Source organism: Rhizobium terricola, from assembly GCF_012927355.1.
Classification (GTDB): domain Bacteria; phylum Pseudomonadota; class Alphaproteobacteria; order Rhizobiales; family Rhizobiaceae; genus Allorhizobium; species Allorhizobium terricola.
On the sequence record NZ_JABBGK010000002.1, the window covers coordinates 954,381 to 979,903 of the forward strand.

General features: G+C 63.7%; 27 protein-coding genes and 1 other RNA gene. 18 read left to right on the forward strand and 10 right to left on the reverse strand.

Features of this window, described 5'->3' with window-relative positions; genetic code table 11:
- Positions 1-13 precede the first annotated feature (13 nt).
- A complete protein-coding gene (locus HHL25_RS14450; protein WP_246701800.1) occupies positions 14-268 on the reverse strand; it encodes a hypothetical protein in 255 nt (84 codons plus the stop codon).
- 104 nt (positions 269-372) lie between these two features.
- On the opposite strand from HHL25_RS14450, the gene HHL25_RS14455 reads away from it, so the two are divergent.
- On the forward strand, positions 373-969 hold the full coding sequence (locus tag HHL25_RS14455; RefSeq protein WP_169592271.1) for a TetR/AcrR family transcriptional regulator: 597 nt from the start codon (positions 373-375) through the stop codon (positions 967-969).
- 3 nt (positions 970-972) lie between these two features.
- On the opposite strand, the gene HHL25_RS14460 is transcribed toward HHL25_RS14455, so the two are convergent.
- Positions 973-1,182 carry a SlyX family protein gene (locus HHL25_RS14460; protein ID WP_169592276.1) on the reverse strand — a complete coding sequence of 70 codons (210 nt, stop codon included), beginning with the start codon at positions 1,180-1,182 and terminating at the stop codon, positions 973-975.
- 86 nt (positions 1,183-1,268) lie between these two features.
- Positions 1,269-1,556, reverse strand: coding sequence for a hypothetical protein (locus tag HHL25_RS14465; protein WP_205927833.1), 288 nt, complete (start codon positions 1,554-1,556; stop codon positions 1,269-1,271).
- 181 nt (positions 1,557-1,737) lie between these two features.
- Here HHL25_RS14465 and recF point away from each other — a divergent pair, with 181 nt between their 5' ends.
- The 3 genes from recF (at position 1,738) to HHL25_RS14480 (ending at position 4,210) form a co-directional block, all read left to right on the forward strand.
- A complete protein-coding gene (recF, locus tag HHL25_RS14470; protein WP_169592281.1) occupies positions 1,738-2,862 on the forward strand; it encodes a DNA replication/repair protein RecF in 1,125 nt (374 codons plus the stop codon).
- Positions 2,863-2,969: 107 nt separating this feature from the next.
- Positions 2,970-3,737, forward strand: coding sequence for a molybdopterin-synthase adenylyltransferase MoeB (locus HHL25_RS14475; RefSeq protein WP_169592939.1), 768 nt, complete (start codon positions 2,970-2,972; stop codon positions 3,735-3,737).
- Between the two features lie 2 nt (positions 3,738-3,739).
- Entirely contained in the window at positions 3,740-4,210 is a 471-nt protein-coding gene (locus tag HHL25_RS14480) for a GNAT family N-acetyltransferase (RefSeq protein ID WP_315853079.1), read from the forward strand.
- Between the two features lie 9 nt (positions 4,211-4,219).
- On the opposite strand, the gene HHL25_RS14485 is transcribed toward HHL25_RS14480, so the two are convergent.
- Entirely contained in the window at positions 4,220-5,224 is a 1,005-nt protein-coding gene (locus tag HHL25_RS14485; RefSeq protein ID WP_169592289.1) for a 2-hydroxyacid dehydrogenase, read from the reverse strand.
- A 195-nt stretch (positions 5,225-5,419) separates the two neighbouring features.
- Between HHL25_RS14485 and HHL25_RS14490 the strand changes: the two genes are divergently transcribed.
- Positions 5,420-5,956 carry an SH3 domain-containing protein gene (locus HHL25_RS14490; RefSeq protein WP_169592294.1) on the forward strand — a complete coding sequence of 179 codons (537 nt, stop codon included), beginning with the start codon at positions 5,420-5,422 and terminating at the stop codon, positions 5,954-5,956.
- Here HHL25_RS14490 and HHL25_RS14495 read toward each other — a convergent pair.
- Complete coding sequence (locus HHL25_RS14495) at positions 5,949-6,941, reverse strand: adenosine kinase (RefSeq protein WP_169592298.1); 993 nt, start codon at positions 6,939-6,941, stop codon at positions 5,949-5,951. The genes HHL25_RS14490 and HHL25_RS14495 overlap by 8 nt on opposite strands.
- Positions 6,942-7,335: 394 nt before the next feature.
- Between HHL25_RS14495 and HHL25_RS14500 the strand changes: the two genes are divergently transcribed.
- Positions 7,336-8,280: an AEC family transporter gene (locus HHL25_RS14500; RefSeq protein WP_169592303.1), complete on the forward strand. Its 945-nt coding sequence runs from the start codon at positions 7,336-7,338 to the stop codon at positions 8,278-8,280.
- Positions 8,281-8,357: 77 nt separating this feature from the next.
- On the opposite strand, the gene HHL25_RS14505 is transcribed toward HHL25_RS14500, so the two are convergent.
- Entirely contained in the window at positions 8,358-9,059 is a 702-nt protein-coding gene (locus HHL25_RS14505) for a c-type cytochrome (RefSeq protein ID WP_169592307.1), read from the reverse strand.
- A gap of 153 nt (positions 9,060-9,212) precedes the next feature.
- On the opposite strand from HHL25_RS14505, the gene HHL25_RS14510 reads away from it, so the two are divergent.
- On the forward strand, positions 9,213-9,968 hold the full coding sequence (locus tag HHL25_RS14510) for a 3-deoxy-manno-octulosonate cytidylyltransferase (RefSeq protein WP_205927834.1): 756 nt from the start codon (positions 9,213-9,215) through the stop codon (positions 9,966-9,968).
- A 17-nt stretch (positions 9,969-9,985) separates the two neighbouring features.
- Entirely contained in the window at positions 9,986-10,846 is an 861-nt protein-coding gene (locus HHL25_RS14515) for a prephenate dehydratase (RefSeq protein WP_169592310.1), read from the forward strand.
- 11 nt (positions 10,847-10,857) lie between these two features.
- On the opposite strand, the gene nudC is transcribed toward HHL25_RS14515, so the two are convergent.
- Both nudC and HHL25_RS14525 read right to left on the reverse strand, forming a co-directional pair.
- Entirely contained in the window at positions 10,858-11,817 is a 960-nt protein-coding gene (gene nudC, locus HHL25_RS14520; RefSeq protein WP_169592314.1) for an NAD(+) diphosphatase, read from the reverse strand.
- A complete protein-coding gene (locus tag HHL25_RS14525; RefSeq protein WP_390624510.1) occupies positions 11,814-12,224 on the reverse strand; it encodes an HIT family protein in 411 nt (136 codons plus the stop codon). Before HHL25_RS14525 ends, nudC begins: the two co-directional genes overlap by 4 nt.
- A gap of 88 nt (positions 12,225-12,312) precedes the next feature.
- Here HHL25_RS14525 and ffs point away from each other — a divergent pair.
- The 3 genes from ffs to HHL25_RS14540 all read left to right on the forward strand — a co-directional run bounded on the left by ffs (position 12,313) and on the right by HHL25_RS14540 (position 14,729).
- An RNA gene (gene ffs / locus HHL25_RS14530) (signal recognition particle sRNA small type) lies at positions 12,313-12,409 on the forward strand.
- Between the two features lie 79 nt (positions 12,410-12,488).
- A complete protein-coding gene (locus HHL25_RS14535; protein WP_169592322.1) occupies positions 12,489-14,363 on the forward strand; it encodes a DNA polymerase III subunit gamma/tau in 1,875 nt (624 codons plus the stop codon).
- 42 nt (positions 14,364-14,405) lie between these two features.
- Positions 14,406-14,729 carry a YbaB/EbfC family nucleoid-associated protein gene (locus tag HHL25_RS14540; RefSeq protein ID WP_169592326.1) on the forward strand — a complete coding sequence of 108 codons (324 nt, stop codon included), beginning with the start codon at positions 14,406-14,408 and terminating at the stop codon, positions 14,727-14,729.
- Positions 14,730-14,784: 55 nt separating this feature from the next.
- Here the strand turns inward: HHL25_RS14540 and HHL25_RS14545 are convergent, their stop codons facing one another.
- Positions 14,785-15,396: an MOSC domain-containing protein gene (locus tag HHL25_RS14545; protein WP_169592330.1), complete on the reverse strand. Its 612-nt coding sequence runs from the start codon at positions 15,394-15,396 to the stop codon at positions 14,785-14,787.
- Between the two features lie 57 nt (positions 15,397-15,453).
- Between HHL25_RS14545 and recR the strand changes: the two genes are divergently transcribed.
- A complete protein-coding gene (gene recR, locus HHL25_RS14550) occupies positions 15,454-16,059 on the forward strand; it encodes a recombination mediator RecR (RefSeq protein WP_169592333.1) in 606 nt (201 codons plus the stop codon).
- 28 nt (positions 16,060-16,087) lie between these two features.
- Entirely contained in the window at positions 16,088-17,383 is a 1,296-nt protein-coding gene (locus HHL25_RS14555) for a lytic murein transglycosylase (protein WP_246701801.1), read from the forward strand.
- Between the two features lie 9 nt (positions 17,384-17,392).
- Here HHL25_RS14555 and HHL25_RS14560 read toward each other — a convergent pair whose 3' ends face one another.
- The gene (locus tag HHL25_RS14560) at positions 17,393-19,021 is read right to left on the reverse strand and encodes an MFS transporter (protein WP_169592341.1); all 1,629 of its coding nucleotides are present in this window, start codon (positions 19,019-19,021) and stop codon (positions 17,393-17,395) included.
- Between the two features lie 255 nt (positions 19,022-19,276).
- Between HHL25_RS14560 and rimP the strand changes: the two genes are divergently transcribed.
- The 5 genes from rimP (at position 19,277) to rbfA (ending at position 25,518) form a co-directional block, all read left to right on the forward strand.
- Positions 19,277-19,870 carry a ribosome maturation factor RimP gene (gene rimP, locus HHL25_RS14565; RefSeq protein ID WP_169592949.1) on the forward strand — a complete coding sequence of 198 codons (594 nt, stop codon included), beginning with the start codon at positions 19,277-19,279 and terminating at the stop codon, positions 19,868-19,870.
- A 58-nt stretch (positions 19,871-19,928) separates the two neighbouring features.
- Positions 19,929-21,554: a transcription termination factor NusA gene (gene nusA / locus HHL25_RS14570; RefSeq protein ID WP_169592345.1), complete on the forward strand. Its 1,626-nt coding sequence runs from the start codon at positions 19,929-19,931 to the stop codon at positions 21,552-21,554.
- The gene (locus HHL25_RS14575; RefSeq protein WP_169592348.1) at positions 21,554-22,243 is read left to right on the forward strand and encodes an RNA-binding protein; all 690 of its coding nucleotides are present in this window, start codon (positions 21,554-21,556) and stop codon (positions 22,241-22,243) included. Before nusA ends, HHL25_RS14575 begins: the two co-directional genes overlap by 1 nt.
- A 98-nt stretch (positions 22,244-22,341) precedes the next feature.
- Positions 22,342-25,035 (forward strand): translation initiation factor IF-2, encoded by a 2,694-nt coding sequence (infB, locus tag HHL25_RS14580; RefSeq protein ID WP_169592353.1) that lies wholly within the window; start codon positions 22,342-22,344, stop codon positions 25,033-25,035.
- Between the two features lie 75 nt (positions 25,036-25,110).
- A complete protein-coding gene (rbfA, locus tag HHL25_RS14585; protein WP_169592356.1) occupies positions 25,111-25,518 on the forward strand; it encodes a 30S ribosome-binding factor RbfA in 408 nt (135 codons plus the stop codon).
- Positions 25,519-25,523: the final 5 nt, after the last annotated feature.

Consider the following 25,523-nt stretch of genomic DNA (forward strand, 5'->3'; position numbering starts at 1 on the left):
CTTTTCTGTTTCTTCATGCGGCCATGGCGCGTGGCTGGCGCAGGATGAACCAGCTGAAGCGTCGCTGGATGGCAGGCGCAATCGCGTAGACGATGCTTAATACCATCACCGGTGCCAGAATGAGGGTGCGAGCCCAGATCGGCCAGCCTTCGGTCAGAGGCAGCAGCACATAGAGAATTGCCGTTACGAAGGGGTAGACCGCGGCCAGCATGAGAAGAGCCAGACGAAGCTTGGACGGGATCGGTCGGGAGGTATTTTCGGTAGACATATCTTTCTCCATAGAAACGGGACGTTTCGTTCTATATAGAAACGGATCGTTTCGTTCAATAGATATTCGTGCTAAATGCTCAAAAAATGGAGACCAAGAACCAGATGGCCAAACAGTCAGCGGATCGCCGGACGTCGATCGGATCGCAGCGCAATCCCGCGAGCGAAGAGGCGATCCTTGCGGCCGCCGAAGCCATTCTGCTCGAGGGCGGTCTGAACGCCTTTTCGATCGAAGCGGTGGCCAAGCGCGCCAAGGCGGGCAAACCAACGATCTATCGCTGGTGGCCGTCAAAGGCAGCCCTGCTTCTCGATCTCTACCACCGGCAGAAGGACGTCGTTCCCCATCTCGACAGCGGCGATGTGAGGAACGATCTAACGCAGTTTCTCAGGGGCCTGATCGGCTTCTGGCGGGACGGCGGCGGCGCGATCTTCCGCTCGATCATCGCCGAGGCGCAAAGCGATCCGGCAGCGCTCAACGCCCTGCGCGACTATGCGGTGTCCCGTTGCCGCCAGAGCGGCTCGATCCTCGCCCGGGCGCAGGCGCGGGGCGAGATCCGCAACGACGTCGATCCGGAACTGCTGATCGAGCTCTTCTCGAGCTTTGCCTGGAACCGGCTGCTCACCAGCAGGCTTGACGTGACGGACGCGGAGATCCGGCAGATCGTCTCGGCCATCGTGGACGGCGTGGCGGTTCGGACCTAGCGCTCAGTAGTGCGGCGGCCGGGTGACTGCCGGCGCTTCGAGCGCCTGCTCCTCCAAGGAAAGAAACCGTTCGGTCAGCCGGTCGAGCTTGGCACGCGTCTGCTCGACGACCTTCCACTGTTCGGCCAGCTGGTCGGAGAGCTCCTCGATCACGCGGGTCTGGTGTGCGACCGTTTCTTCCAGGCGCAGGACGCGGTCATCGTTTTCGGTCATGGCCTTTCGCTCCGTGGGTTCGACCGCGCGGTTCTGGCGGATCGGAACAAGACCGTCAATCGAAAAGGAATCGCATTCAAGGCCGGCTAGCGCTGTTTCTTCTTCTTGTAGGGCATCAGCATGATCGCGGAGGCAGTGACGGCGGCGGCGAAGGTAAGTGCCAGCGGTACGGCGATCATCGCGGCGGGCAGGAAAGGATTGCGGGCGCGCGCAAGGTGGCTGCCCAGGCCGCCGATGTCGAGCCATATCAATGCAAAGGCCACCATCACTCCGATCCCCGCGCCGAACAGGGCATTACCGGCAAGGAACCGCAGCATTTCCCAATGGTCACGGCGCGCCTCTTCCGGCGTCAGTTCGTCTCGATCGGGAGCCATTCGGTGATCTCCGCTTTTACGTCCTTTCCATTTCCATACACCTGCCCCATGTGCCGGTCCATGCGTCGGAACGTCTCCCAGCCCCGGTCCCGTTCCACCCATGCTTAGGGAAAACAGTCGAACCGCCTTGTCATGGGGCGGCTTTCCGCCTAGCTCATGGGACGACCAAGACCGGACCATCATGACGCACAAGACAACGATCCATCGGCTGAAGCTCGCGGATTTCCGCAATTATGCCGCGGCCTCCCTGTCGCTGGACGGCCGGCATGTCGTGCTTACCGGCGAGAACGGGGCCGGAAAGACCAATCTCATGGAGGCAGTCTCCTTCCTGTCGCCGGGCCGAGGCCTTCGCCGCGCCAGCCTTGCCGATGTCGCCCGGGTCGGCGCACCCGGCGGATTCTCGATCTTCGCCGAGGTGGACGGCATGGAGGGCGAGGTCGAGATCGGCACCGGGAGCGACGGAGAAGGCGAAGCCGTCGTCCGGCGCCTCCGCATCAACGGCACCGCGGCCAAGTCCGTCGACGAACTTACCGATCACCTCCGCGTCCTCTGGCTCACGCCGGCGATGGACGGGCTCTTCACCGGCCCGGCGGCAGACCGGCGACGGTTCCTCGACCGGCTGGTCCTTTCGCTGGATCCGGCCCATGGCCGGCGCGCCAGCGATTTCGAGCGTGCCATGCGCAGCCGCAACAAGCTGCTCGCGGAAGGGCGCTTCGATCCGGCCTGGCTTTCCGGCCTCGAGCGGCAGATGGCCGGACTGGGCGTGGCCATGACCCTGGCACGCAAGGAGATGCTGGGGCTGCTCGCGGGCCTGACCGGGCGCGCCGACGCGGCTTCGACCTTTCCGTCCGCCACGCTGGCGCTCTGCGGCTTTCTCGATGAAGAGGGCGACGTTCCCGCCATCGAGATCGAGGATCGCTACATGGCGATGCTCGCGGCCGGGCGTTATCGCGACGCGGGCGCCGGGCGGACCCTCGACGGTCCCCACCGTGCCGACCTGCTGGTGCGCCATGCCGACAAGGACATCGAAGCGGAGCGGTGTTCTACCGGCGAACAGAAGGCATTGCTGGTCGGGCTGGTGCTCGCCCATGCCAGGCTGGTCGCCACGATGACCGGCCACGCTCCGGTTCTCCTGCTCGATGAAATCGCCGCGCATCTGGACGAAGGCCGCCGCGCCGCACTTTTCGACCGGATCGATGCCCTGGGCGGCCAGGCCTTCATGACCGGGACCGACAAATCGATGTTCTCCGCGCTCGGCGAGCGCGCGCAGTTCGTCAGCGTGCACGGCAGCGTACTGTCGGCCTAGAGCCAAAACTCAATCAGGATAGGTGTTCTGTTGGTCCGGATGGGCCGCCTGATTGAGTTTTGACCCTAGGCTTTCGCCCGTCCGACAACCGTGCCATCATCGTCGCCATGGACCCGCTCAGCCCTGAAGAGATCTCCCGCTACCATCGCCATATCCTGCTGCCCGAAATCGGGGGGCAAGGACAGCAGCGCCTGAAATCCGCCCGCGTCCTGGTGATCGGCGCGGGAGGCCTCGGCGCACCGGTTCTCCAATATCTCGCCGCAGCGGGTGTCGGCACGCTCGGCATCGCCGACGACGACCGTGTTTCGCTCTCCAACCTGCAGCGGCAGGTGATCCACGACACCGGAACGATCGGCGAGGAAAAGACGGAGAGCGCCGCACGCGCCATTGCGCGCCTCAACCCGAATGTGCGGGTCCGTCGCTATGAGGAACGCTTCGGCCCCGCGTTTGCCCGGACGCATCTCGGCAGCTTCAACCTCCTGATCGATGGCTCCGACAACTTCGACACGCGCTACGCGGCGGCCGATGCCGCCGAACAGGCCGGCATTCCACTGGTGACCGGTGCCGTCGGCCGGTTCGATGGCTCGCTGACGGTGCTCAAACCCTATGAACACGGCCCGGATGGACAGCAGAACCCCTGCTATCGCGACCTCTTCCCCGAAGCGCCGCCCGAGGGGCTCGTGCCGGCCTGCGCCGAAGCCGGGATCGTCGGCGCTTTGACCGGTGTGATCGGCACGCTGATGGCGATGGAAGCGATCAAGCTCATCACCGGCGTCGGCGAACCCCTAGTCGGGCGACTGCTGCTCTACGATGCGCTGTCGGCACGCTTCGAGACCATCCGCTATCGCCGGCGCGCTGCAAAATCTGCCCGATGACCATCGAGATCCGCCGCGTCGACCAGAGCTTCGACCGCCATGGCGATTTGTTGGAACTCATACTGCGCGCCTTCGCCTATATGGACTGGCGGATCGATCCTCCCTCCTCCGCCCACCGGCTGACACCGGCATTGCTGAAGGAAAAAGCTTCACAGGAGTGCGCCTTCGTCGCCCAGGACGGTGGCCGCCTCGCGGGCTGCATCTTCCTGAAGCCGGAGCCGGACGCGCTCTACATCGGCAAGCTTGCAGTCGAACCGACGATGCAAGGCCGCGGCATCGGGCGGCGTCTGCTGGTGACAGCTGAGGCGACAGCGCGAGAGCACGGCCTCAAGGCTCTCCGCCTCGAGACGCGGATCGAACTCATCGAGAACCACCGGGTATTTTCCGGATGGGGCTTTCACAAGACGGCAGAGAACCGACATGCCGGTTTCGACCGGACCACGTCGATCGAGATGCGACGGGAGCTTGAGTGACCTGCCGGCTCAAGTCCGGCTCGGCAGAACCCGGTTCGGAGGGCGGTGACCGTCGAAATAGGTGCGGATGTTGATGATCACCTTGTCGCCCATGTCGATACGGCCTTCGATCGTCGCGGATCCCGTATGCGGCAGCAAAACAACTTTGCCTTCGCCCGCGAGCCTGATGAGCTTCGGATTAACCGCGGGTTCGTTCTCGAAGACATCGAGACCGGCGCCGGCGATCCGGCCCTCGCGCAGGCATTGGATCAGCGCATCCTCGTCGATGATGTCGCCCCGGGCGGTGTTGACGATGTAGCTGGTCGGCTGCATGAGCGCCAGCCGGCGCGCCGACAGGAGATGGAAGGTCGCCGGGGTCGAAGGGCAGTTCACCGAGACGATGTCGACACGGGCGAGCATCTGGTCGAGGCTGTCCCAATAGGTCGCTTCCAGCTCGTCCTCGGTGGCAGGGTTGACGCGCTTGCGGTTGTGGTAGTGGATCGACAGGCCGAAAGCCTTGGCACGGCGTGCGACTGCGGTGCCGATCCGCCCCATGCCGATGATGCCGATGCGCTTGCCCCAGATGCGGCGGCCGAGCATCCAGGTGGGCGACCAGCCGGTCCACTCGCCGGGCTTCTCGATCAGCACGCGCGCACCCTCCACCAGACGGCGGGGCACGGCAAGGATCAGCGCCATGGTCATGTCGGCCGTATCTTCCGTCAGGACGTTCGGCGTGTTGGTGACGGTGATGCCCTTTCGTGCGGCAGCATCGACGTCGATGTGGTCGAAGCCGTTCGAGAAACTGGCGATCAGCTTGAGCTGCGGTCCGGCCTGCTCGATCAGCGCCGCGTCGATGCGATCCGTGACCGTCGGCACGAGGACATCGGCGGTCTTCACGGCAGCGACCAACTCCGGCTGGGTGCGGGGCGTGTCGTCAATGTTGAGCTCCGCCTCGAACAATTCGCGCATCCGGGTTTCCACGGCGTCCGGCAGTTTCCGGGTTATGTAAACCTTGGGTCGTTTCCTGTTCATCATGGAAGATTCGAGGCCTTGTTCAGAGGTCATTAACCAAGACGGGGATAATTTCCCCGTTCAGGGCATTTTCTACCAAACCCGTTGGCGAAGACAAACAAAACCTCACGGCTTCGTGTCCGATTTATCGCGAAGTGCGTGCAACCGCCCGGGAACTGCAGGAAATACCCTTGAATTCGTTGAGGGATCGGAACAGCCATGCGTCATTTCGTGCTTCGTGCCCTTCTCGCCGGCTGTACCGCGCTGGGGATTACGGCGACCGCGACGGCACCGGTCGAAGCCCAGGCCGTTTCGAAGGGATCGAGCGGACTGCCGCTTCCCCGCTTCGTCAGCCTGAAGGCCAAGCGCGTCAACCTGCGCATCGGCCCAAGCACCGACTACGCGGTGTCCTGGCTGTACCTCAAATCCGGGCTGCCGGTCGAGATCATCCAGGAATACGAAAACTGGCGCCGCATCCGTGACGCGGACGGCACCGAGGGCTGGGTCAGCCAGACGCTGCTTTCGGGCGAGCGGTCGGCGATTGCCGCCCCGTGGATGCGGGGCAACAACGTCTTCGTCAACATGCGGGCCGATTCCCAGACGACGGCCGGCGTGGTAGCCAAGCTCGAACCCGGCGTGGTGATCCGCCTCGACGAATGCAACGGCAACTGGTGCCGGGCCGAAGCCGGCGGCGTCACCGGCTGGGTCTCTCAAGGCGAAATCTGGGGCGCCTACCCGGGCGAAGCCTTCAAATAAGGCCGGCTTCGCTCGCCGCCTTCGACAGCGAGCCGAGCGGGCGCGGGCCGATCTGCTGGATCACGATGCCTGCCGCCAGACAGCCGATGCGGCCGCAGTCATAGAGCGAACGCCCCTGGGTGTAGCCATAGAGAAAGCCGGCCGCAAACAGATCGCCGGCACCGGTGGTGTCGACCAGTTCCTTGATCACGGAAGCTTCGACCCGGATGCGCTCGTCACCCTTCAGGATGATCGCCCCTTCCTCGCTCATCGTCACGGCGGCGAGCTTGCAATCCCGCGCCATCAGATCAAGCGCCTTGTCGAAATCGTCTGTCTCGTAGAGCGACAGCGCTTCCTGCTTGTTGGAGAAGACGATGTCGACGGTGCCCGAGCGCATGAGATCGAGGAACTCGTCGCGGTAACGCCCGACGCAGAAACTGTCGGACAGCGTCATCGACATTTCCCGGCCGTTCTCGTGGGCAATGCGGGCGCAATCGAGGATTGCCTGCTTGGCGCGCGGCGGGTCCCACAGATAGCCTTCGAAATAGGTGACCTTGGACTGTGCGACGACCTCGGGCTCGACATCTTCCGGGCCGAGCTCGACGCAGGCGCCGAGATAGGTGTTCATCGAGCGCTCGCCATCCGGCGTGACGAAGATCATGCTGCGCGCGGTCGGCGGGTTCGAGCCTTCCGGCCGGGTCTCGTAGTGGACGCCCTGGGCGCGAATGTCATGCATGAAGATCTTGCCGAGCTGGTCTTCAGCAACCTTGCCGAAATAGGCGGCCTTGCCGCCCAGGCTGGCAATGCCTGCGGCCGTGTTGCCGGCGCTGCCGCCGGATGCTTCGACGGCCGGCCCCATCAGCGAATAGAGCTTCTCGGCGCGATCGGCATCGATCAGGTTCATCGCTCCCTTGGTGATGTCATTGTCGATCAGAAAGGCATCCTCGCAACGCGAGATGATATCGACGATGGCGTTGCCGACGGTGAGGACATCGAACCTGCTCATGAATTGCGGATCTCCGGTGGGTTGGGTTTTTCCGGTCATAGCCGTTTTTGACCGGCATGGAAGGGAAAACAGCACGCCTCGGACGAAATGCCGAGCCGTCATTCAGCTGTCACGCACATAGCCTAGACAAACGCCAAGTCAGGACGGCATCAGAGTATCTGCGTAAGCCGTCGCGAGGGACATGATCTGTCCCGCCATTCGAACTGCGCTCGACCACGGATGTACTGGCGATGCGGTTCCAAGTCCCGGCAGGATCGGGCGAGGGAAGCGGGGTCCTCCCCGCTTTTTTTCGTGGTCCGGCTGTCTGACAAAGATCAATCCGCACTGGTAGCACGCGTCGCATCGCGCTAGACCTTGGTTCTGCCTTCCCCTCCCCCCAAGGTTTGCCCCGCAGATGTATGCCATCGCCCACGACGTCTTTCCCATTTTCATCCTCATCCTGTTCGGCTGGAGCCTCGTGAAAACGGGTGTGCTCAATGCCGAGATCGGCGACGGCCTCGGAGAATTCGTGTTCCGCGTCGCAGTCCCGGTGCTGCTCTTCCACACGATCTCCCAGGCCGATTTTCACGGCGCTTCACCGTTCAAGCTGTGGGTCGCCTATTTCTCCGGTGTCGCTGTCACCTGGACCGTGGGCCATCTGGTGGCAACGCGACTTTTCCAGCGCGATGCGCGCGTCGGCGTCCTTGCCGGCGTTTCTTCGGCTTTTGCCAACAACATCTTTATCGGCCTGCCGCTGGTGCAGCGTACGGTGGGGAGCGACGGCATCGTCGCCGTCTCGATCCTGCTTGCGGTTCATCTGCCCCTGATGATGGTGATCGGCACGGTGCTGATGGAGCGCGCCGAGCACAAGGTGAATGGCGGCAGTGCGCGCGGGATCGGTAGCGTGCTCAGGCAGATCGGCACCAACCTGATGCACAATCCGTTGGTGATCGGCCTGGTCGCTGGACTGGCGCTTCATCTGTCCGGCCTCGCGCTGCCGGAGGTCCTGGCGGGCGTCACAGAACAGATCACCGCGATGGCGGCACCGGCCGCGCTGATCTCGCTCGGTATGGCGCTCAACAAATACGGCGTAAAGGGCAACCTGCAGATCTCGACCGTCATCGGCGCGCTGAAGCTGATCCTGATGCCCGCCTGCGTGTGGGCCGCCTGCAGGCTGCTCGGCCTCAGCACCGAATGGACGGCTGCCCTGGTGCTGACCTCCTCCGTGCCGACGGGTATCAACGCCTGGCTGATCGCCAACCGCTTTGGGGTCGGCCATGGACTCGCGGCCTCGACAATCACGCTGACGACCGCCGTCGGCGTCGTCAGCGTCACCTTCTGGGCCTGGATGCTGCAGTAGGAAACAGTCACCCCAAACGAAAAATGCCCGGCCGAGCCGGGCATTCAATTCGAGACGTTGCGGAAGGACCGCAGATCTTAGTTGTTCGTTGCCGGAGCTTCGGCCGGAGCCGGGGCAGCAGGTGCAGCTTCCGCCGGAGCGGCCGGGGCGGCAGCAGCATCGGCAGCCGGGGCGGCGGCGGCATCAGCGGCCGGAGCGGTTTCGGCAGCCGGAGCAGCAGCAGCATCAGCCGACGGCAGAGCGACCGGGCTGTCGGACAGCGTGCGCAGGTAGGCGATCAGGTTGGCGCGCTCGTCTTCTTTCTTGATACCGGCAAAGCCCATGGCCGTGCCCGCGATGAACTTCTTCGGCGCAGTCAGGAAATGGTTGAGATTTTCGAAGGTCCAGGTGACCGAACCACCCTGGGAGAAGTCCTTCATGCCAGCGGAATAGCCGAAGCCTTCATGCGAAGCGATCGGGCGTTCGACGACGCCGAACAAGTTCGGGCCAACCTTGTTGGCTCCGCCCTTGTCCCCGGTGTGACAGCTCGTGCACTTCTTGAAGACGGTTTCGCCTGCAGCAGCATCGGCGCTGGCGAGGAGCGTGGCGATTGGGGTTTCGGCAGCAGCAGCGGCTTCGCCCTCGGCGGCACCTTCGGAAGCACCTTCAGCGACGATGGCATAGCCTTCCTTTTCCGGCTCGGGCGAGTGGAAAATGCCTTCCGACGCGATGGATACGGACATCAGGACGAAAACGGTACCCAGAAGAGCACCAACGCCCATGTTCACATATGAGTTCATCTGCAAACGCTCCCATGCAGCCGGCGGATCAGTAACCGGACGATCTTGAAATCGCGCGGAACCTATGTCTTTTGCTTGACAGTTGCAACACGATTGTGATCCCCAGACTGGGACTTTTTGACACTTTTTCGTCGGGATTTGAAGGGACTGGGCATGAATAACGTCGATTCGAGAAAGACCCTCGTTCTTATCCCCGCCCGAATGGCTTCGACCCGCCTTCCCGGCAAGCCGCTGGCCGATATCTGCGGCCTGCCGATGATCGTCCAGGTCGCGCTGCGCGCCCGCGAGGCCGATGTCGGGCGAATCATCGTGGCCGTCGATGATGCCCGGACCTTCGACGCCGTTTCGGCCGTAGGTTTCGAGGTCGTGATGACACGGGTCGACCACCAGTCGGGTTCGGATCGCATCCACGAGGCGCTTACCAAGGCCGACCCGCAAGGCCGGATCGAAACCGTGATCAACGTCCAGGGCGACCTGCCGACCATCGAACCGGAAACGATCCGTGCAGCACTCCGACCGCTCGAAGAACCGGCCGTCGACATCGCGACGCTGACGGTCGAGATCACCGACGAAGAAGAGAAGACCAATCCCAACGTCGTCAAGGTGGTCGGCTCGCCGCTTTCGGAAAGCCGCCTGCGCGCGCTTTATTTCACGCGCGCCACCGCACCCTACGGCAAGGGTCCGCTCTATCACCACATCGGCCTCTATGCCTATCGCCGCAAGGCGCTGGAGCGCTTCGTCGCGCTCTCGCCGTCGACGCTGGAGAAGCGCGAGTCGCTCGAGCAGTTGAGAGCACTCGAGGCCGGCATGCGGATCGACGTGGAGATCGTCAAATCCATCCCGCTCGGCGTCGACACGCCGGCCGACCTCGAAAAGGCGCGGCAGATCCTGGGCCGCAAGGCTTCCTAAGAGAACGGACATACCCGATGAGCAACAAGACCAACAGGATCGCCTTCCAGGGCGAATTCGGCGCGAACTCCGACATGGCCTGCCGCGACATGTTTCCGGACATGTCGCCCCTTCCCTGCCCCACGTTCGAGGATGCCTTCGTCGCGGTGGAGAACGGCGAAGCCGATCTTGCGATGATCCCGATCGAAAACACGATCGCCGGGCGCGTCGCCGACATCCACTACCTGCTTCCCGAATCGCGCCTGCACATCATCGGCGAGTATTTCATGCCGATCCGCTTCCAGCTGATGGTGCTTCCCGGCGTCTCGATCGACGAGATCCGCACGGTCCATAGCCATATCCATGCGCTCGGCCAGTGCCGCAAGATCATGCGCGCCAACGGCTGGAAGCCGGTTGTCGCAGGGGATACCGCAGGCGCTGCAAAGCTGGTTGCGGAACGGGGCGACCGGACGATGGGGGCGCTCGCCCCGCGCCTTGCAGCCGACCTTTACGGGCTCGATATCGTGGCCGAAAACGTCGAGGACACGGAAAACAACGTCACCCGCTTCGTCGTACTGTCACGCGAGGAGCAGATCGCCCAGCGCAAGAATGCCGACGAGCTTTTCGTTACGACCTTCGTCTTCAACGTCCGCAACATTCCGGCGGCGCTCTACAAGGCCATGGGCGGCTTTGCCACCAACGGCATCAACATGACGAAGCTCGAAAGCTACCAGATCGGCGGCAAGTTCGTCGCGACGCAATTCTACGCCGATATCGAGGGCCATCCCGACGACGCACCGGTTCGCCGGGCGCTCGAAGAGCTGCGCTTCTTCTCGGAGAAGGTCCGCATCCTCGGCGTCTACAAAGGCCACCCGATGCGGGGCAAGCTTGGCAGCTGAGGCCCGACGCCTCAGCGCTTCCACTCCAGCCAGTCGACGATCAGGCGGCGGGCGATCGTGCCCTCGATCGGTATGCTCTTGCCGTCGACCTGGGCGTTGCGGGCCAGTTCGGCGATTTCGTCGCGGGTGAACCAGCGGCAATCGGCCAGCTCCGCCTCGTCCGCGGCGATGTCGAACGAGATCGCTTCGGCAAAACAGCCGATCATCAGCTGGTGCGGCATCGGCCAGGGCTGGGAGGCATGATACCGGACGCGGCCGATCTCGATCCCGGATTCCTCCCGCGTCTCGCGGCGCACGGCATTCTCGATCGTTTCCCCCGGCTCGACGAAGCCCGCGAGGCTCGAATACATGCCCTCGGGAAACCGGTGATTGCGGCCCAACAGGCAGCGGTCGCGCTTCTCGTCGATCGTCAGCATGATCGCCACGGGATCGGTGCGGGGAAACATTTCGTGGCCGCAGCCTGTGCAGATCCGCTTGTAGCCGCCGATCCGGCTTTCGGCCACGGAACCGCAGCGACCGCAGAACCGGTTATCGGCATTCCAGCGCAGCAGACTGAGCGCCTGGGCGGTCTCGCCAAGCAGGTCCTCGCCGACCAGCCGATCGCGAAACAAGGCGCGGGGATCGGCCGGCTTGTAATGGCCTGCGAGATCGTCGGCCGGGCAGCGGACCGGAACCGCGATACGCGGCTCGCCTGAAGGCTGGAAGCCGAGCAGCACCGCGTTTTCGAAGTCGGGATCGAGTTCGGCCAGTTCGTAAGGCGCAAAAAGCGGGTCAAGCACCTGACCGTCGTGCTTCAGCACGAGCTTTGAATCGCAGAAGGCGAGTATGTGGGTTCCCTCGACGGCAAGCGCCTTTTCGAGCGAGGTTTCGTCGCGGTGTTCACTGTCGCGTTCCAGCGCATTGCGCGAAAAGGCCGTGAGTTCGCTCGGTTCGGGATGGGGGCCTTTGCCGTCGAAAATCGATTTTTTCATGAGTGAAGGGCTTCGAGTAACTTCTGCTGGAGTTGGCGGCGGGCATCTTCGCCATACGGTATGGCAGTTCCGTGACCCCAGACGGGGCCAGGCCAATTTGGGTCACCCTCGACGCGGGCGATCACGTGGACATGCAATTGGCGGACAACGTTGCCGATCGCCGCAATGTTGATCTTGGTGGCGCCCGTCACCGTCTTCAGGGCGGCGGCGACGGTATTCTGCTCGAAGGTCAGGACCGCCTGGTCAAGCGGCGTCAGGTCGAACACCTCGGAGATGCCCGGCCGCTTGGGCACGAGAACCAGCCAGGGCCAACGGCTGTCATTGATCAGGCGCAGCTCGCAGAGGCCCAAGTGGACAAGGAGACCACTGTCACGCGCAAGCCGTTCGTCGAGCACGAATTGGTTCAAGGTGTTCCTCCTGTCGTTTTCTCTCTTCATAACAGTTTTTTGCGGGCTTGGCTTGCATTTGATCGCGTAATTGCCGATATGTGCCTCGGGAGGTTGGTGGTGGACGAGCCACTCGCCAACCGGGTCAGGTCCGGAAGGAAGCAGCCCTAACGAGCGCGGCACGGGTCATCGTGCCAGCCTCCCACCTTCCATTCCTTTTGGCCGGCCATGGCGCTGGCCAGGTCGTACCCGGATACGGGTCTTCCAGTGACGCTGGCAGGGGCGATGAGCGATTTCGAGCCGAAAGCATCGACTCCCGAGGGTGGCACGACCGGCTACCGGGTTCTCGCCCGCAAATATCGCCCCAAGGATTTCACGGACCTGATGGTCGGCCAGGAGCCGATGGTGAGAACCCTCACCAACGCCTTCGAAACCGGTCGCATCGCTCAGGCCTACATGCTGACCGGCGTACGCGGTGTCGGCAAGACGACGACCGCCCGCATTCTGGCGCGCGCACTCAACTACAAGACGGCCGATATCGACAAGCCGACGATCGACCTGCGCGTGCCCGGCGACCACTGCCAGGCCATCATGGAAGGCCGCCATGTCGACGTGATCGAGATGGACGCCGCCTCGCATACCGGCATCGACGACATTCGCGAAATCATCGAGCAGGTCCGCTACCGGCCTGTATCGGCGCGCTACAAGGTCTACATCATCGACGAAGTGCACATGCTCTCGACGCAGGCCTTCAATGGCCTGCTGAAGACGCTCGAAGAGCCGCCGGAGCATGTGAAGTTCATCTTCGCGACGACGGAAATCCGCAAGGTTCCGATCACGGTCCTGTCGCGCTGCCAGCGCTTCGACCTGCGCCGCATCAGCGCCGGCGATCTCGTCGGGCTTTTCTCGACGATCGCCGCCAAGGAAGGCATCGAAGCCGAAGAAGAAGCGCTCGCGATGATCGCGCGGGCGGCGGAAGGCTCGGCGCGCGACGGCCTGTCGCTCCTCGACCAGGCGATTGCCCACGGCGGCGGCACCGTGCGGGCCGAGGCCGTGCGCGGCATGCTTGGTCTTGCCGACCGGGCGCGTATCGTCGACCTCTTCGACCATGTCGTGCGCGGCGACGTATCCGCTGCCCTTGCCGAGTTCGGCAGCCAGTATGAGGCGGGCGCCAATCCGACGGTTGTCCTGACGGATCTCGCCGATTTCACCCATCTGGTGACGCGCCTCAAATACATCCCATCCGCCGCACAGGATCCCTCGCTCAGCGAGGTCGAGCGCGCCAGGGGTGCGGAGCTTGCCGACAGCGTTTCCGTCTCGACGCTCTCGCGCATCTGGCAGATGCTGCTCAAGGGAATTCCGGAAGCCGAGAACTCCTCGCGGCCGGCCGGAGCGGCAGAGATGGTCATCATCCGGCTTTCACATGCGGCGCACCTGCCTTCGCCGGAAGATGCCGCGCGCCGGCTGCTCGAACTTTCCGACGGAACCGACACCGCACAGCCAGGCGGCGCGCCACGGGGCGGCAATGGCGGCGGCGCCATGGCCTCCTACCGCACGGCCGCGGTCTCGCAGCAGGCGTTCGAAGCCGCGCCGAGACCGTCCAGCCCACAGCCGGTCGCCCGACTGCACAGCGTGCCGCAGCCTGAAGGGGCGCCGATGACGCTGGGCCGCGCCGAAGCAAGGCCCGCCGAGGCCCAGCCGCAGCCGAAGGTCCAGATCAACTCGCTCGAAGAACTGGCCGAACTCTGCACCAAGAATCGTGACCCGAAACTTCGGGCATTGCTGCGCAACTTTGTGCGGTTGGTGGGTATCGAGCCCGGCCGACTCGAAATCAACCTTCCGCCGGAAGCTCCGAAGTCGCTGGTCAGCGACCTGCAGAAGCGTCTGGAAGAATGGACCGAAATCCGCTGGATGGTGATCCTCAGCCGCGAACAGGGCCAGCCGACGCTGGTCGAGGCGGATGCCTCGATGCGGGAGGCGCGCCTCGTGGACGCCCGGCAGGATCCCGACGTTGTCGCGATCCTCGCCCGCTTCCCGGGCGCGAAGATTACCGACGTCCGCATTCGTGCACCCGCCGTCGAGGAAGAAACACCGAGCCTGCCGGCAGCGGCGGAATCGGCCGAAGGCGACATCCTGCCCGGCGACGACATCGAATTCTGACGCAAGACCGATCCGAGTTTAGACTTCAAGGAGATACCGACGATGCGCGACATCATGGGCATGATGGGCAAGGTCAAGGAAATGCAGGCCAAGATGGAGAAGATGCAGGCGGAGATCGCCGCACTCGAAGTCGAGGGCAAGTCCGGCGGCGGGCTCGTCTCGGTCACGATGACCGGCAAGGGCGAGCTGAAGGGCATCAAGATCGACCCCTCGCTCTTCAAGGAAGAGGAAGTCGAGATCCTCGAAGACCTGATCGTCGCCGCGCACAAGGACGCCAAGGACAAGGCGGAAAGCGTCATGGCCGAGAAAACCAAGGAAATGACGGCCGGCCTGCCGATCCCACCCGGCATGAAGCTGCCGTTCTGACCGGCTTCGAACACGTCCATCCGATTTCGCGACCGCCTTCGGGCGGTCGTGGCATTTATGCGGTGAGGAATGCCTTCAGCCTGTAATGCACGGGTACCGCAAGGTATCGATCTCTTTCCTCACCCTCGAGACGCCGGCCAAAGGTCTCCATCATCTCCGGCAGCATGATCCGGTCGCCTGCATAGGGCGACACCGCGACGGCCATGCCCCTCTCGATCAGACCTCCGGTCAGCACGCGCGCATAGGCGCCGGGGCGCGCCGCCTCCGTGTAGCGCCGGACAAACCGGGGATCCTGCATCTTCGCGGCAAAAGTGGCACACGGGATTCTTGCGGACGTCACCTCGAGCAGAACGTCGCCGATCAGGAACCTGTCGCCGGCCGCTACGTCCCGGTTGTCGAGGCCCTCAACCACCAGGTTTTCACCGAACTCCCCCGGCGTCAGCCGCCTTCCCAACTGCTCGGACCACCAGTCGAGAGTCAGCGAGCCCTCCAGATAGACGGCCTGGTCGACGCCGCCATGGTGCTTGCGATTGCAGATCCGGTCGCCGACGAAGCCTTCGGAATCGACCATCACGGGGCCTGAGACCGGCAGCTTGTTGATACCGGTCTTGTATTTCTTGCCGGGAAGCGTCTCGGCGCTTCCCAGGCAGACCGCGAGGATTTTCATCCGGCCGTGCTCCTTTGGACGATTCCGTTTCGCAAGGATATGGGATAGAAGCGGCCAATGGCAAAGCGAGTCACCGGCCCCGAAATCGAGAAACTGATCCAGCTCCTGGCAAAGGTCCCGGGGCTAGGCCCGCGTTCGGCGCGCCGCGCCGCGCTGCACCTCATCAAGAAGAAGGACCAATTGATGGGGCCGCTTGCCCATGCGATGGGCGACGCCTTCGACAAGGTCAAGGTCTGTTCGCATTGCGGCAATGTCGACACCGTCGATCCCTGCACCGTCTGCACCGACGACCGCCGCGACCAGTCGGTGATCATCGTCGTCGAGGATGTTTCCGATCTCTGGGCGCTCGAGCGCGCTGGCGCGATGAATGCGGCCTATCATGTTCTGGGCGGCACGCTGTCGCCGCTCGACGGGGTCGGCCCGGACGACCTCAACATCAAGGGTCTGATCGACAGGGTGGCAAAGGGCGGCATCCGCGAGATCATCATCGCGGTCAATGCCACCGTCGAGGGTCAAACCACAGCACACTATATAACCGACCATCTGGCCGGCCTCGACGTGAAGATCACACGGCTTGCGCATGGCGTGCCGGTCGGCGGCGAGCTCGACTATCTCGATGAAGGCACGCTTTCGGCCGCGCTCAGGGCGAGAACGGCAATCTGAACTTCCGACGACCAACAGGAGACCTCCGATGACCGGCCTCACATCTTGGACCAGCGGGCGGCTCGGGAAGCGCTCGATTGCACGCTCGACAGTTGCGATTGCGGCCGCGCTCACAAGTCTTCTTCTCTCCGCACCGATTGCCGGCGCTGCCTCCAAGGCCGCGGTGGAGCAACAGTTCCAAGCCTGGCTCGTCAAGGATCTCTGGCCCGAAGCGCAAGGTGCCGGGATTTCGCGCGGAGCCTTCGACAAGGCCATGGCGGGACTCAAGCTCAACTGGGACCTTCCCGACCTGGTGCCGCCGGGCAGCGCGCCGCCGAAGGACCAGAAGCAGAGCCAGGCCGAGTTTTCCTCGCCCGGCAGCTATTTTTCGGAAAAGCGCCTTCAGGGTCTCGCCGGCACGGGCCGCAGTCTGGCCGACCGCCATGCCTCCACGCTGCGCAAGGTCGAGGCCGCCTATGGCGTTCCGGGCTCGATCATCGTGGCCATATGGGGCCGTGAATCCGGGTTCGGTGGAGCGAAGCTCCCCTATTCCGCGGTCGAGGTCCTCGCCACCAAGGCCTTCATGTCGACGCGCAAGGATCTTTTCCGTCGCGAATTGATCTCGGCCCTGCACATCATCGAGGGCGGCGACATCGGTGCGACCGAGATGAAGGGTTCGTGGGCCGGGGCCCTCGGACAGCCGCAGTTCATGCCGACGAGCTATCTCAAATATGCGGTCGATTTCGATGGCGACGGCCATCGCGACATCTGGAACTCGGTGCCGGACAGTCTGGCTTCCATAGCCAACTATCTGAAGAAGAGCGGCTGGCAGGCGGAGCGCGGATGGGGCTTCGAAGTGGCGATCCCCGACGGCGTTTCCTGCGCACAGGAAGGCCCGGACCGGGCAAAGCCGCTCTCCGACTGGGCGGCTCAGGGCATTACCCGCATCTCGGACAAGGCCTTCCCGTCCAAGGAACTCTCCGCCTCGACCATGATGCTGGTGCCTGCCGGAACGCATGGACCCGAATTCCTCGTCAGCCCTAATTTCTACGTGCTGAAGGAATACAACAACTCGGACCTCTACGCGCTTTTCATCGGCAATCTGGCCGACCGCATCGCCTATGGCGGCGGTGCCTTCAAGGCCCCGTTTGGCGACGTCGGCAAGATGCTGCGGTCCGACGTTCTGGCGATGCAGAAGGCCCTCGTCGCGAAGGGTTATGACGTCGGCAATGTCGACGGGCTGCCGGGCTTCAAGACCCGACGGGCGCTCGGAGACTGGCAGGCGAAAAACGGGCTTGCGCCGACCTGCTTTCCCGACGCTTCGCTGAAGGGCAAGCTGCGCTAGAAAGCACCCTCAATGCGGGTCGACATGCGTCTTGTGAAAGACGTCGTCGGCCGGCGGTATGGCCTGCCGCTCGATCATGCGGTGGACGCGGGGCGTTGAAGCTCCCTTGTGAAGCGCCAAAAGCCGGTCGGTGGTGTCGGCATCGGCCTTGGTGCGCCGCTGGTTGTGGCGCACATATTCGACCCAGGTCGGGGTGTGATAGGTTTCCGTCCAGATATCCGGATTCTCGAGATCCCGCATCAGCGCCCAGTTCCTCGCCCCGTCGCGAATGCGGATACGGCGGCGCTCGACCATCAGGCGCAGGAATTCCGGCAGATCCTCGTCGGCGATCTCGTAGTCGATCTGGATGACGATCGGGCCGCTGCGCGGTCGGATGTCCAGCCTCAGCGGCGGCTCGTTGAAACGGTTGAGCGGATCGAGATCGAGCGAAGCGAAGGCCGGCATCGGCAGCCACAGGCCGATCGCCACCCCGACCACCATTAGCAGGCTGGAGGCGAAGAACGCGTCGGTCACACCCTGGCTTTCGGCCATGACGCCCCAGATCCAGCTGCCTGCGGCCATGCCGCCAAAGGTCGCGGTCTGGTAAAGCGACAAGGCGCGGCCGACGACCCAGCGCGGCGTGGAAAGCTGGACGACGGTGTTGAACAGCGAGAGTGCCAGCACCCAGCAGGCACCGGCAAGGAGAAGGGCGAGGCATGTCAGGACGGCATGGGTGCTCACGCCGATGACGGCGGCGCTCAGGGCGAAGCCGGCAAAGGCGCAGCGCACGATGTCCTCGCTCGTCAGGTTTTCGCGCAGCCGCGAATTGGCAAGCGCGCCAGCGATCGCGCCGGCACCGAAGGCGCCGAGCATGACGCCATAGGTCAGCGCTCCGCCACCGACCAGGTCACGGGCGACGACCGGCAGCAGCGCCAGGACGGCACTCGCCGTCAGACCGAAGACAAAGCCGCGAAACAGGACCTTTCCCAGGTTCGGCGACATCGCGACATAGCGCAGCCCGGCCGAGATCGCCTGGCCCAGCGCCTCGCGCGGAAGGGTGCGCTCGGGAATATCCGGCTGCCAGCGGTAAAGCGCCGAGACGAGAGCGAAATAGCTGACCGCATTCGCGGCAAAGGCAGCCGCGGCACCCGCCGCGGCGACGATCATGCCGCCGATCGCCGGGCCGACGCTGCGGGTGATGTTGAAGCCGACGCTGTTGAGCGAGACGGCACCGGGGAGATCCTCCCGCGGCACCATGTCCCCGACGGAAGCCTGCCAGGAGGGGTTGTTGAGCGCCGTTCCACTGCCGATCAGAAACGTGAAGAACAATAGCAGCCAGGGCGTGACGAGACCGAAGTAGGCGCAGGCCGTCAGAAGTACGGACGTGGCGAACATGAAAACCTGCGCGGTCAACATGACGCGGCGTCGGTCGTAGTTGTCAGCGATTGCACCCGACACCAGGGAGAAGAGCATAAGCGGGAGCGTCGTCGAGGCCTGGACCAAGGCGACCATGTTTTCCGACTGCGAGATCGACGCCATCATCCAGGCGGCACCGACGCCCTGGATCAACCCGCCCAGGTTCGAGGCGATGCTGGCACTCCATATGCTGCGATAAACCGGGTGCCGGAGCGGCGACAGGAAGGACTTGCGGGCGGGCATCTCGACATCCCTTTTCATTGCCGTCCTATATGGAACCGAATGGGCGGCAATGCCACCCTCCGATTTTCCGCGGACGAGAACGACCCGGCCTCCGAGAGCCAAAAGCAGTCCCCGGCGAAAAGCTTGCAATTGCGTCGAAACAAGCGTATACAGCGTCCAAATTCTTGATCGACAGATGAAGGGTGGGGCCGCAAGGACCCGCTCTTTTTTGTTGGCGATTGGATCCATCCGGGAGTATTACGATTGACTGACAGCATGCCGACGCCGGAAGCTGGCGAAGCGCGTATCATCATAGAGACCGGCCTTGACCGGCGCATTGCCGAGATCATCGAGCCTGTGCTCGTCGGGATGGGTTTCAAGCTGGTGCGTGCTCGGCTGATGAACCAGAACGGCCTGACGCTGCAGGTGATGGCCGAGCGCAATGACGGGACGATGACCGTCACGGATTGCGAAGAGGTCTCGATGGCGATCTCTCCCGTTCTCGACGTCGAGGATCCGGTGGACAAGGCCTATCACCTCGAAGTGTCGTCGCCGGGCATCGATCGCCCAATGGTGCGCAAGTCCGATTTCGCGCGCTGGCAGGGCCACATCGTCAAGTGCGAAACCTCGATCCTGGTCGACAACCGCAAGCGTTTCCGCGGCAAGATCACCGAGGTCGACATGGACGGTTTCACGCTCGAGCGTGACCAGGTTGCCTATGGCGAAGAGCCGCGCGTGAAGATCCCGTTCAACACGCTCAGCGAAGCAAAGCTGATCCTGACGGACGACCTCATCCGCGATGCACTTCGGGCAGACAAGCTCGCAAAGGCTGAAGCCGCGAACCAGAACGACGAAGACAGCGAAGCATAACGTTTGACTAACCGCATCGAGGGCCGCGGCCCCGGCAGGAAGACGGAGACTTAAGACAATGGCAGTCAGTGCTAACCGGCTCGAGCTCTTGCAGATCGCGGATGCGGTCGCCCGTGAGAAGGTCATCGACCGCGAAATCGTTCTCGCCGCGATGGCCGACGCCATCCAGAAGGCCGCCCGTTCGCGCTACGGCTCCGAAACCAACATCCGCGCCGACATCAATTCCAAGACCGGCGAAATCCGCCTGCAGCGCCTGCTCGAAGTGGTCGAGAAGGTCGAGGATTATTCGACCCAGATCGCTCTCGAACTTGCCCGTGACCGCAACCCCGACGCCAAGCTTGGCGACTTCATCGCCGACCCGCTGCCGCCGATGGACTTCGGCCGCATCGCCGCCCAGTCGGCCAAGCAGGTTATCGTGCAGAAGGTGCGCGAGGCCGAGCGTGACCGTCAGTTCGACGAATTCAAGGATCGCGTCGGCGAGATCGTCAACGGCACTGTCAAGCGCGTCGAATACGGCAATGTGATTGTCGACCTCGGCCGCGGCGAAGGCATCATCCGTCGCGACGAGATGATCCCGCGCGAAGCCTTCCGCTACGGCGACCGCGTTCGCGCCTATGTCTACGACGTGCGCCGCGAACAGCGCGGCCCGCAGATCTTCCTGTCGCGTACTCATCCGCAGTTCATGGTGAAGCTCTTCACCATGGAAGTGCCGGAAATCTACGACGGCATCATCCAGATCAAGTCGGTCGCCCGTGACCCGGGTTCGCGCGCCAAGATCGCCGTCATCTCGAACGATAGCTCCATCGATCCGGTCGGCGCCTGCGTCGGTATGCGTGGTAGCCGCGTCCAGGCCGTCGTCGGCGAACTGCAGGGCGAAAAGATCGACATCATTCCGTGGTCGAACGATCCGGCGTCCTTCATCGTCAACGCCCTTCAGCCGGCCGAAGTCGCCAAGGTCGTTCTCGACGAGGATGCAGAGCGCATCGAAGTCGTCGTTCCGGACGAACAGCTGTCGCTCGCCATCGGCCGTCGCGGCCAGAACGTCCGCCTCGCCTCGCAGCTCACCGGCTGGGACATCGACATCATGACGGAGCAGGAAGAGTCCGAGCGCCGCCAGAAGGAATTCAACGAGCGCACCAACCTCTTCATGAACGCCCTCGACGTCGACGAGATGGTCGGTCAGGTGCTTGCTTCGGAAGGCTTTGCCCAGGTCGAGGAAGTCGCCTATGTCGACCTCGACGAAATCGCCTCGATCGACGGCTTCGACGAAGACACCGCTCAGGAAATCCAGACCCGCGCCCGCGAGTACCTGGAGAAGATCGAAGCGGAAATGGACGCCAAGCGCCGCGAACTCGGCGTGTCCGACGAGCTGCGCCAGATCGACGGCCTGACCTCGCAGATGATGGTCGCGCTGGGCGAAGACGGCATCAAGACGGTCGAGGACTTCGCCGGCTGCGCCGCCGACGATCTCGTCGGCTGGTCCGAACGCAAGGACGGCGAAACCAAGAAGTTCGAAGGCCTGTTCTCGAAGTTCGACGTGTCGCGCGCTGAAGCCGAGAACATGATCGTCCAGGCTCGCCTTGCTGCTGGCTGGATCACCGAGGAAGACCTCGCCGGCGAGGCTGTCGAAGAGGCCGAAGAAGCCGGAGAAGCCGGAGAAGCCGAAGGCGAGCAGGAAGCGTGATGACCGAACAGGCTCCGGACACCACTCACGATGAAGACGACTTCGACGTGAGCGAAGTGAACGGACGCATGTGCATCGTCACCCGCGAGAGCAGCGATCCCGAAACGCTGATCCGCTTCGTCGCAGGCCCGGACGGCTCCATCGTTCCGGACCTGAAGCGAGCACTTCCGGGCCGGGGCTGCTGGGTCAGTCCAAGCCGGGCGGCGATCGACAGGGCAGTGGCGAAGAAGCTCTTCGCCCGCGCACTGAAACGGGACGTGAAGGCGAGTGCCGATCTCGGAGAAACCGTCGACCGGCTGCTTTCGCAGCAGCTCGCCGGGATGATGAACCTGGCGCGCAAGGCGGGCCAGTTCGTCACCGGTTCGGCCAAGGTTGAGGCGGCCGTGCGCAGCGGCGAGGCCGTTGCCGTCTTCCACGCGACCGATGCGGCGGCCGACGGGGTGCGGAAAATAGACCAGGCCCGCAAGGCCTGGCACCTCGGGATGGAGACGGAGGCGGAAATTCCCTCCTACCGGCTCCTCTCCGGAGCGGAAATGGACGAACTGATGGGCCAGAATGCGTTTATCCATGCCGCAGCGCTTGCAGGGCAGGCCGGTGAGGGTGTAGTGAAGCGCGCAAACCTGCTCGAACAGTACCGCAATGGCGGCCTGTCCCAGAAAAAGGATGTCTCTGACATGCCGAAGCAATGACGCGGCTACCGGTATCAGCCGGACGCTTTATCGGAATGATGAATTGAACGACGAGGTCTGATGCGCCGCATCCGTCCTTGTCCAAGGAACGGAACGGAATGACCGACAACAAAGACGACAAGACACTCAGCGTTACGGGCAAGAAAACCCTCACCCTGAAGCCGTCAGGAGTGACCCAGGGTACCGTGCGCCAGGACATGGGTCGCGGTCGAACCAAGGCCGTCGTGGTGGAGACGCGCAAGCGCCGCCCGACCCGTCCCGAGGACGAAAAGATCGTGACCCCGGTAGCAGCGCCGGTTCGTGCGCCCGAGCCGCCGGCGGCACCCGCCGTCCAGGCCCGTCCGGCCGCGCCGGCACCGCAGCAGCCGCAGCGCTTACACCAGCCCGCCGCTCCGCAGGCACAGCGCCCGGCGCCTCAGCAGCCTGCTCGCCAGGATCGCCCGCGCGGCAACGTGCTCCACGACCTGTCTGCCGGCGAAATGGAAGCTCGCCGCCGCGCCTTGGTCGAAGCCCAGGCCCGCGACGTCGAGGAAGCCAAGCAGCGCGCCATCGACGAAGCACGCCGCCAGGCGGAAGCGGAAGAACGCGCGCGTCTCGCTGCGGAAGAAGCCGCTCGCCGTGCAGCCGAGCCGCAGCCGACCGAAGAAGCGCCCGTCGCCGCCCAGGCGGTCGAGCCGAAGGCCGCTGAAGCAGCCGCCGCAGAGGCCCGGCCAGCAGTCAAGCCGTCGACGCCCGCCGCTGCCCAACCCGCGGCACCTGCCGGCTTCGTACGCGGTCGCAAGGCCAGTGACGATGAAGAGGAAGAACGCGGAGCTCCGCGTGGCGCGCCGGTTCGCGGCAAGGTCGCCGTTCCGGCACCCGCCAAGGTTCCGGCACGTCCGAAGGCCGAAGAGGATCGCCGCCGCGGCAAGCTGACGGTCACCACCGCGAATGTCGACGAAGAGGGCAATGCCCGCGGCCGTTCGCTCGCCTCCATGCGTCGCCGGCAGGAGAAGTTCCGCCGCAGCCAGATGCAGGAAACGCGCGAGAAGGTCATGCGCGAAGTCATCCTGCCGGAAACCATTACCATCCAGGAACTGTCGCAGCGCATGTCCGAACGCGCTGTCGACGTCATCAAGTACCTGATGAAGGAAGGCCAGATGATGAAGCCGGGCGACGTCATCGACGCCGACCTCGCCGAACTCATTGCGACCGAATTCGGTCATACTGTGAAGCGCGTCTCTGAATCCGACGTCGAAGAAGGTATCTTCAACGTCAAGGACGACGAAGGCGAGCTGGTCTCGCGTCCGCCGGTCGTGACCATCATGGGTCACGTCGACCACGGCAAGACCTCGCTGCTCGACGCCATCCGCAAGACCTCAGTCGTCTCGGGCGAAGCCGGTGGCATCACCCAGCATATCGGCGCCTACCAGGTCGAACAGAACGGCCAGAAGATCACCTTCATCGACACCCCCGGCCACGCCGCCTTTACGGCAATGCGTGCACGCGGTGCGCAGGCAACCGACATCGCCATCCTGGTGGTTGCCGCCGACGACAGCGTGATGCCGCAGACGATCGAATCGATCAACCACGCCAAGGCGGCCGGCGTGCCGATCATCGTGGCGATCAACAAGATCGACAAGCACGAGGCAAACCCGGATAAGGTTCGCCAGCAGCTTCTGCAGCACGAAGTCTTCGTAGAATCCATGGGCGGTGAAGTGCTCGACGTCGAGGTTTCGGCGAAGAACAAGCTCAATCTCGACAAGCTGCTCGAAGCCGTGCTGCTGCAGGCCGAAATCCTCGACCTGAAGGCCGACCCGACGCGCACCGCCGAAGGCACCGTCATCGAAGCCCAGCTCGACCGTGGTCGTGGTGCGGTTGCGACGGTTCTCGTCCAGAAGGGTACGCTGAAGCCCGGCCAGATCATCGTGGCCGGCGACCAGTGGGGCCGCGTTCGCGCACTGGTCAACGATCAGGGTACTCACGTCAAGGAAGCGGGTCCGGCCATGCCGGTCGAAATCCTGGGCCTGTCCGGGACACCGGCAGCCGGTGACAAGTTTGCCGTAGTCGAGAACGAAGCCCGCGCCCGCGAAATCTCCGAATACCGCCAGCGTCTGGCGCGCGACAAGGCGGCTGCACGCCAGTCGGGCCAGCGCGGTTCGCTCGAGCAGATGATGAGCAAGCTGCAGGACACCGGCTTCAAGGAATTCCCGCTGGTCATCAAGGCTGACGTGCAGGGTTCCGTCGAAGCGATCGTGGCTGCCCTCGACAAGCTTGGCACCGACGAAGTGCGGGCCCGCATCGTCCATTCGGGCGCCGGTGCCATCACGGAATCGGATATCTCGCTCGCCGAGGCCTCCAATGCCGCGATCATCGGCTTCAACGTCCGCGCAAATGCCCAGGCCCGCACGGCCTCGGAACGGTCGGGCATCGAGATCCGCTACTACAACATCATCTACGATCTGGTGGATGACGTGAAGGCGGCCATGTCGGGCCTGCTGTCGCCGGAGCGCCGCGAAACCTTCCTCGGCAATGCCGAGATCCTCGAGGTCTTCAACATCACCAAGGTCGGCAAGGTCGCCGGCTGCCGTGTCGTCGAAGGCAAGGTCGAGCGTGGTGCAGGCGTCCGCCTGGTACGCGACAACGTCGTCATCCACGAAGGCAAGCTCAAGACGCTCAAGCGCTTCAAGGACGAAGTCTCGGAAGTGCCGATGGGTCAGGAATGCGGTATGGCCTTCGAGAACTACGAGGACATCCGCGCCGGCGACACGATCGAGTGCTTCCGCGTGGAGCATGTCACGCGCACGCTCTAAGGCCGATCGACCTTCGATTGTCAGTATGGACGGGCGCCGGACAATCCGGCGCTCGCTTCTTTTGAGGCAGAAACGATGAACAGACCAACATCTTCCGCACCGTCGCAGCGCATGCTGCGCGTCGGCGAACAGGTCCGCGCCGCGATCACACAGGTCCTGCAGCGCGGCGAAGTGCGCGACCCGCTCATCGAGAAGACGGTGATATCGATCTCGGAAGTGCGCATGTCGCCCGATCTCAAGATCGCCACCGCCTATGTGACGCCGCTCGGCGTTGCAGACCACCAGGCCGTCATCGACGCGCTCAACCATCACGCCAAGTATATTCGCGGCCGGCTCGGACCCCAGCTCCGGCAGATGAAGTATATGCCCGAGGTGCGGTTCCGCGACGACACGAGCTTCGACAACTACAAGAAGATCGACGAGCTGCTGCGCTCCCCGGAAGTCAGCCGCGACCTCGACCACAGCGATGACGAACAAGAATAGAGTTT

Bases quoted from the DNA above. Each gene is read 5' to 3' on its own strand.
- HHL25_RS14450 (WP_246701800.1), bottom strand. From the start codon at position 268: ATGTCTACCGAAAATACCTCCCGACCGATCCCGTCCAAGCTTCGTCTG.
- HHL25_RS14455 (WP_169592271.1), top strand. From the start codon at position 373: ATGGCCAAACAGTCAGCGGATCGCCGGACGTCGATCGGATCGCAGCGC.
- HHL25_RS14460 (WP_169592276.1), bottom strand. From the start codon at position 1,182: ATGACCGAAAACGATGACCGCGTCCTGCGCCTGGAAGAAACGGTCGCA.
- HHL25_RS14465 (WP_205927833.1), bottom strand. From the start codon at position 1,556: ATGGCTCCCGATCGAGACGAACTGACGCCGGAAGAGGCGCGCCGTGAC.
- recF (WP_169592281.1), top strand. From the start codon at position 1,738: ATGACGCACAAGACAACGATCCATCGGCTGAAGCTCGCGGATTTCCGC.
- HHL25_RS14475 (WP_169592939.1), top strand. From the start codon at position 2,970: ATGGACCCGCTCAGCCCTGAAGAGATCTCCCGCTACCATCGCCATATC.
- HHL25_RS14485 (WP_169592289.1), bottom strand. From the start codon at position 5,224: ATGATGAACAGGAAACGACCCAAGGTTTACATAACCCGGAAACTGCCG.
- HHL25_RS14490 (WP_169592294.1), top strand. From the start codon at position 5,420: ATGCGTCATTTCGTGCTTCGTGCCCTTCTCGCCGGCTGTACCGCGCTG.
- HHL25_RS14495 (WP_169592298.1), bottom strand. From the start codon at position 6,941: ATGAGCAGGTTCGATGTCCTCACCGTCGGCAACGCCATCGTCGATATC.
- HHL25_RS14500 (WP_169592303.1), top strand. From the start codon at position 7,336: ATGTATGCCATCGCCCACGACGTCTTTCCCATTTTCATCCTCATCCTG.
- HHL25_RS14505 (WP_169592307.1), bottom strand. From the start codon at position 9,059: ATGAACTCATATGTGAACATGGGCGTTGGTGCTCTTCTGGGTACCGTT.
- HHL25_RS14510 (WP_205927834.1), top strand. From the start codon at position 9,213: ATGAATAACGTCGATTCGAGAAAGACCCTCGTTCTTATCCCCGCCCGA.
- HHL25_RS14515 (WP_169592310.1), top strand. From the start codon at position 9,986: ATGAGCAACAAGACCAACAGGATCGCCTTCCAGGGCGAATTCGGCGCG.
- nudC (WP_169592314.1), bottom strand. From the start codon at position 11,817: ATGAAAAAATCGATTTTCGACGGCAAAGGCCCCCATCCCGAACCGAGC.
- HHL25_RS14535 (WP_169592322.1), top strand. From the start codon at position 12,489: ATGAGCGATTTCGAGCCGAAAGCATCGACTCCCGAGGGTGGCACGACC.
- HHL25_RS14540 (WP_169592326.1), top strand. From the start codon at position 14,406: ATGCGCGACATCATGGGCATGATGGGCAAGGTCAAGGAAATGCAGGCC.
- HHL25_RS14545 (WP_169592330.1), bottom strand. From the start codon at position 15,396: ATGAAAATCCTCGCGGTCTGCCTGGGAAGCGCCGAGACGCTTCCCGGC.
- recR (WP_169592333.1), top strand. From the start codon at position 15,454: ATGGCAAAGCGAGTCACCGGCCCCGAAATCGAGAAACTGATCCAGCTC.
- HHL25_RS14555 (WP_246701801.1), top strand. From the start codon at position 16,088: ATGACCGGCCTCACATCTTGGACCAGCGGGCGGCTCGGGAAGCGCTCG.
- HHL25_RS14560 (WP_169592341.1), bottom strand. From the start codon at position 19,021: ATGCCCGCCCGCAAGTCCTTCCTGTCGCCGCTCCGGCACCCGGTTTAT.
- rimP (WP_169592949.1), top strand. From the start codon at position 19,277: ATGCCGACGCCGGAAGCTGGCGAAGCGCGTATCATCATAGAGACCGGC.
- nusA (WP_169592345.1), top strand. From the start codon at position 19,929: ATGGCAGTCAGTGCTAACCGGCTCGAGCTCTTGCAGATCGCGGATGCG.
- HHL25_RS14575 (WP_169592348.1), top strand. From the start codon at position 21,554: ATGACCGAACAGGCTCCGGACACCACTCACGATGAAGACGACTTCGAC.
- infB (WP_169592353.1), top strand. From the start codon at position 22,342: ATGACCGACAACAAAGACGACAAGACACTCAGCGTTACGGGCAAGAAA.
- rbfA (WP_169592356.1), top strand. From the start codon at position 25,111: ATGAACAGACCAACATCTTCCGCACCGTCGCAGCGCATGCTGCGCGTC.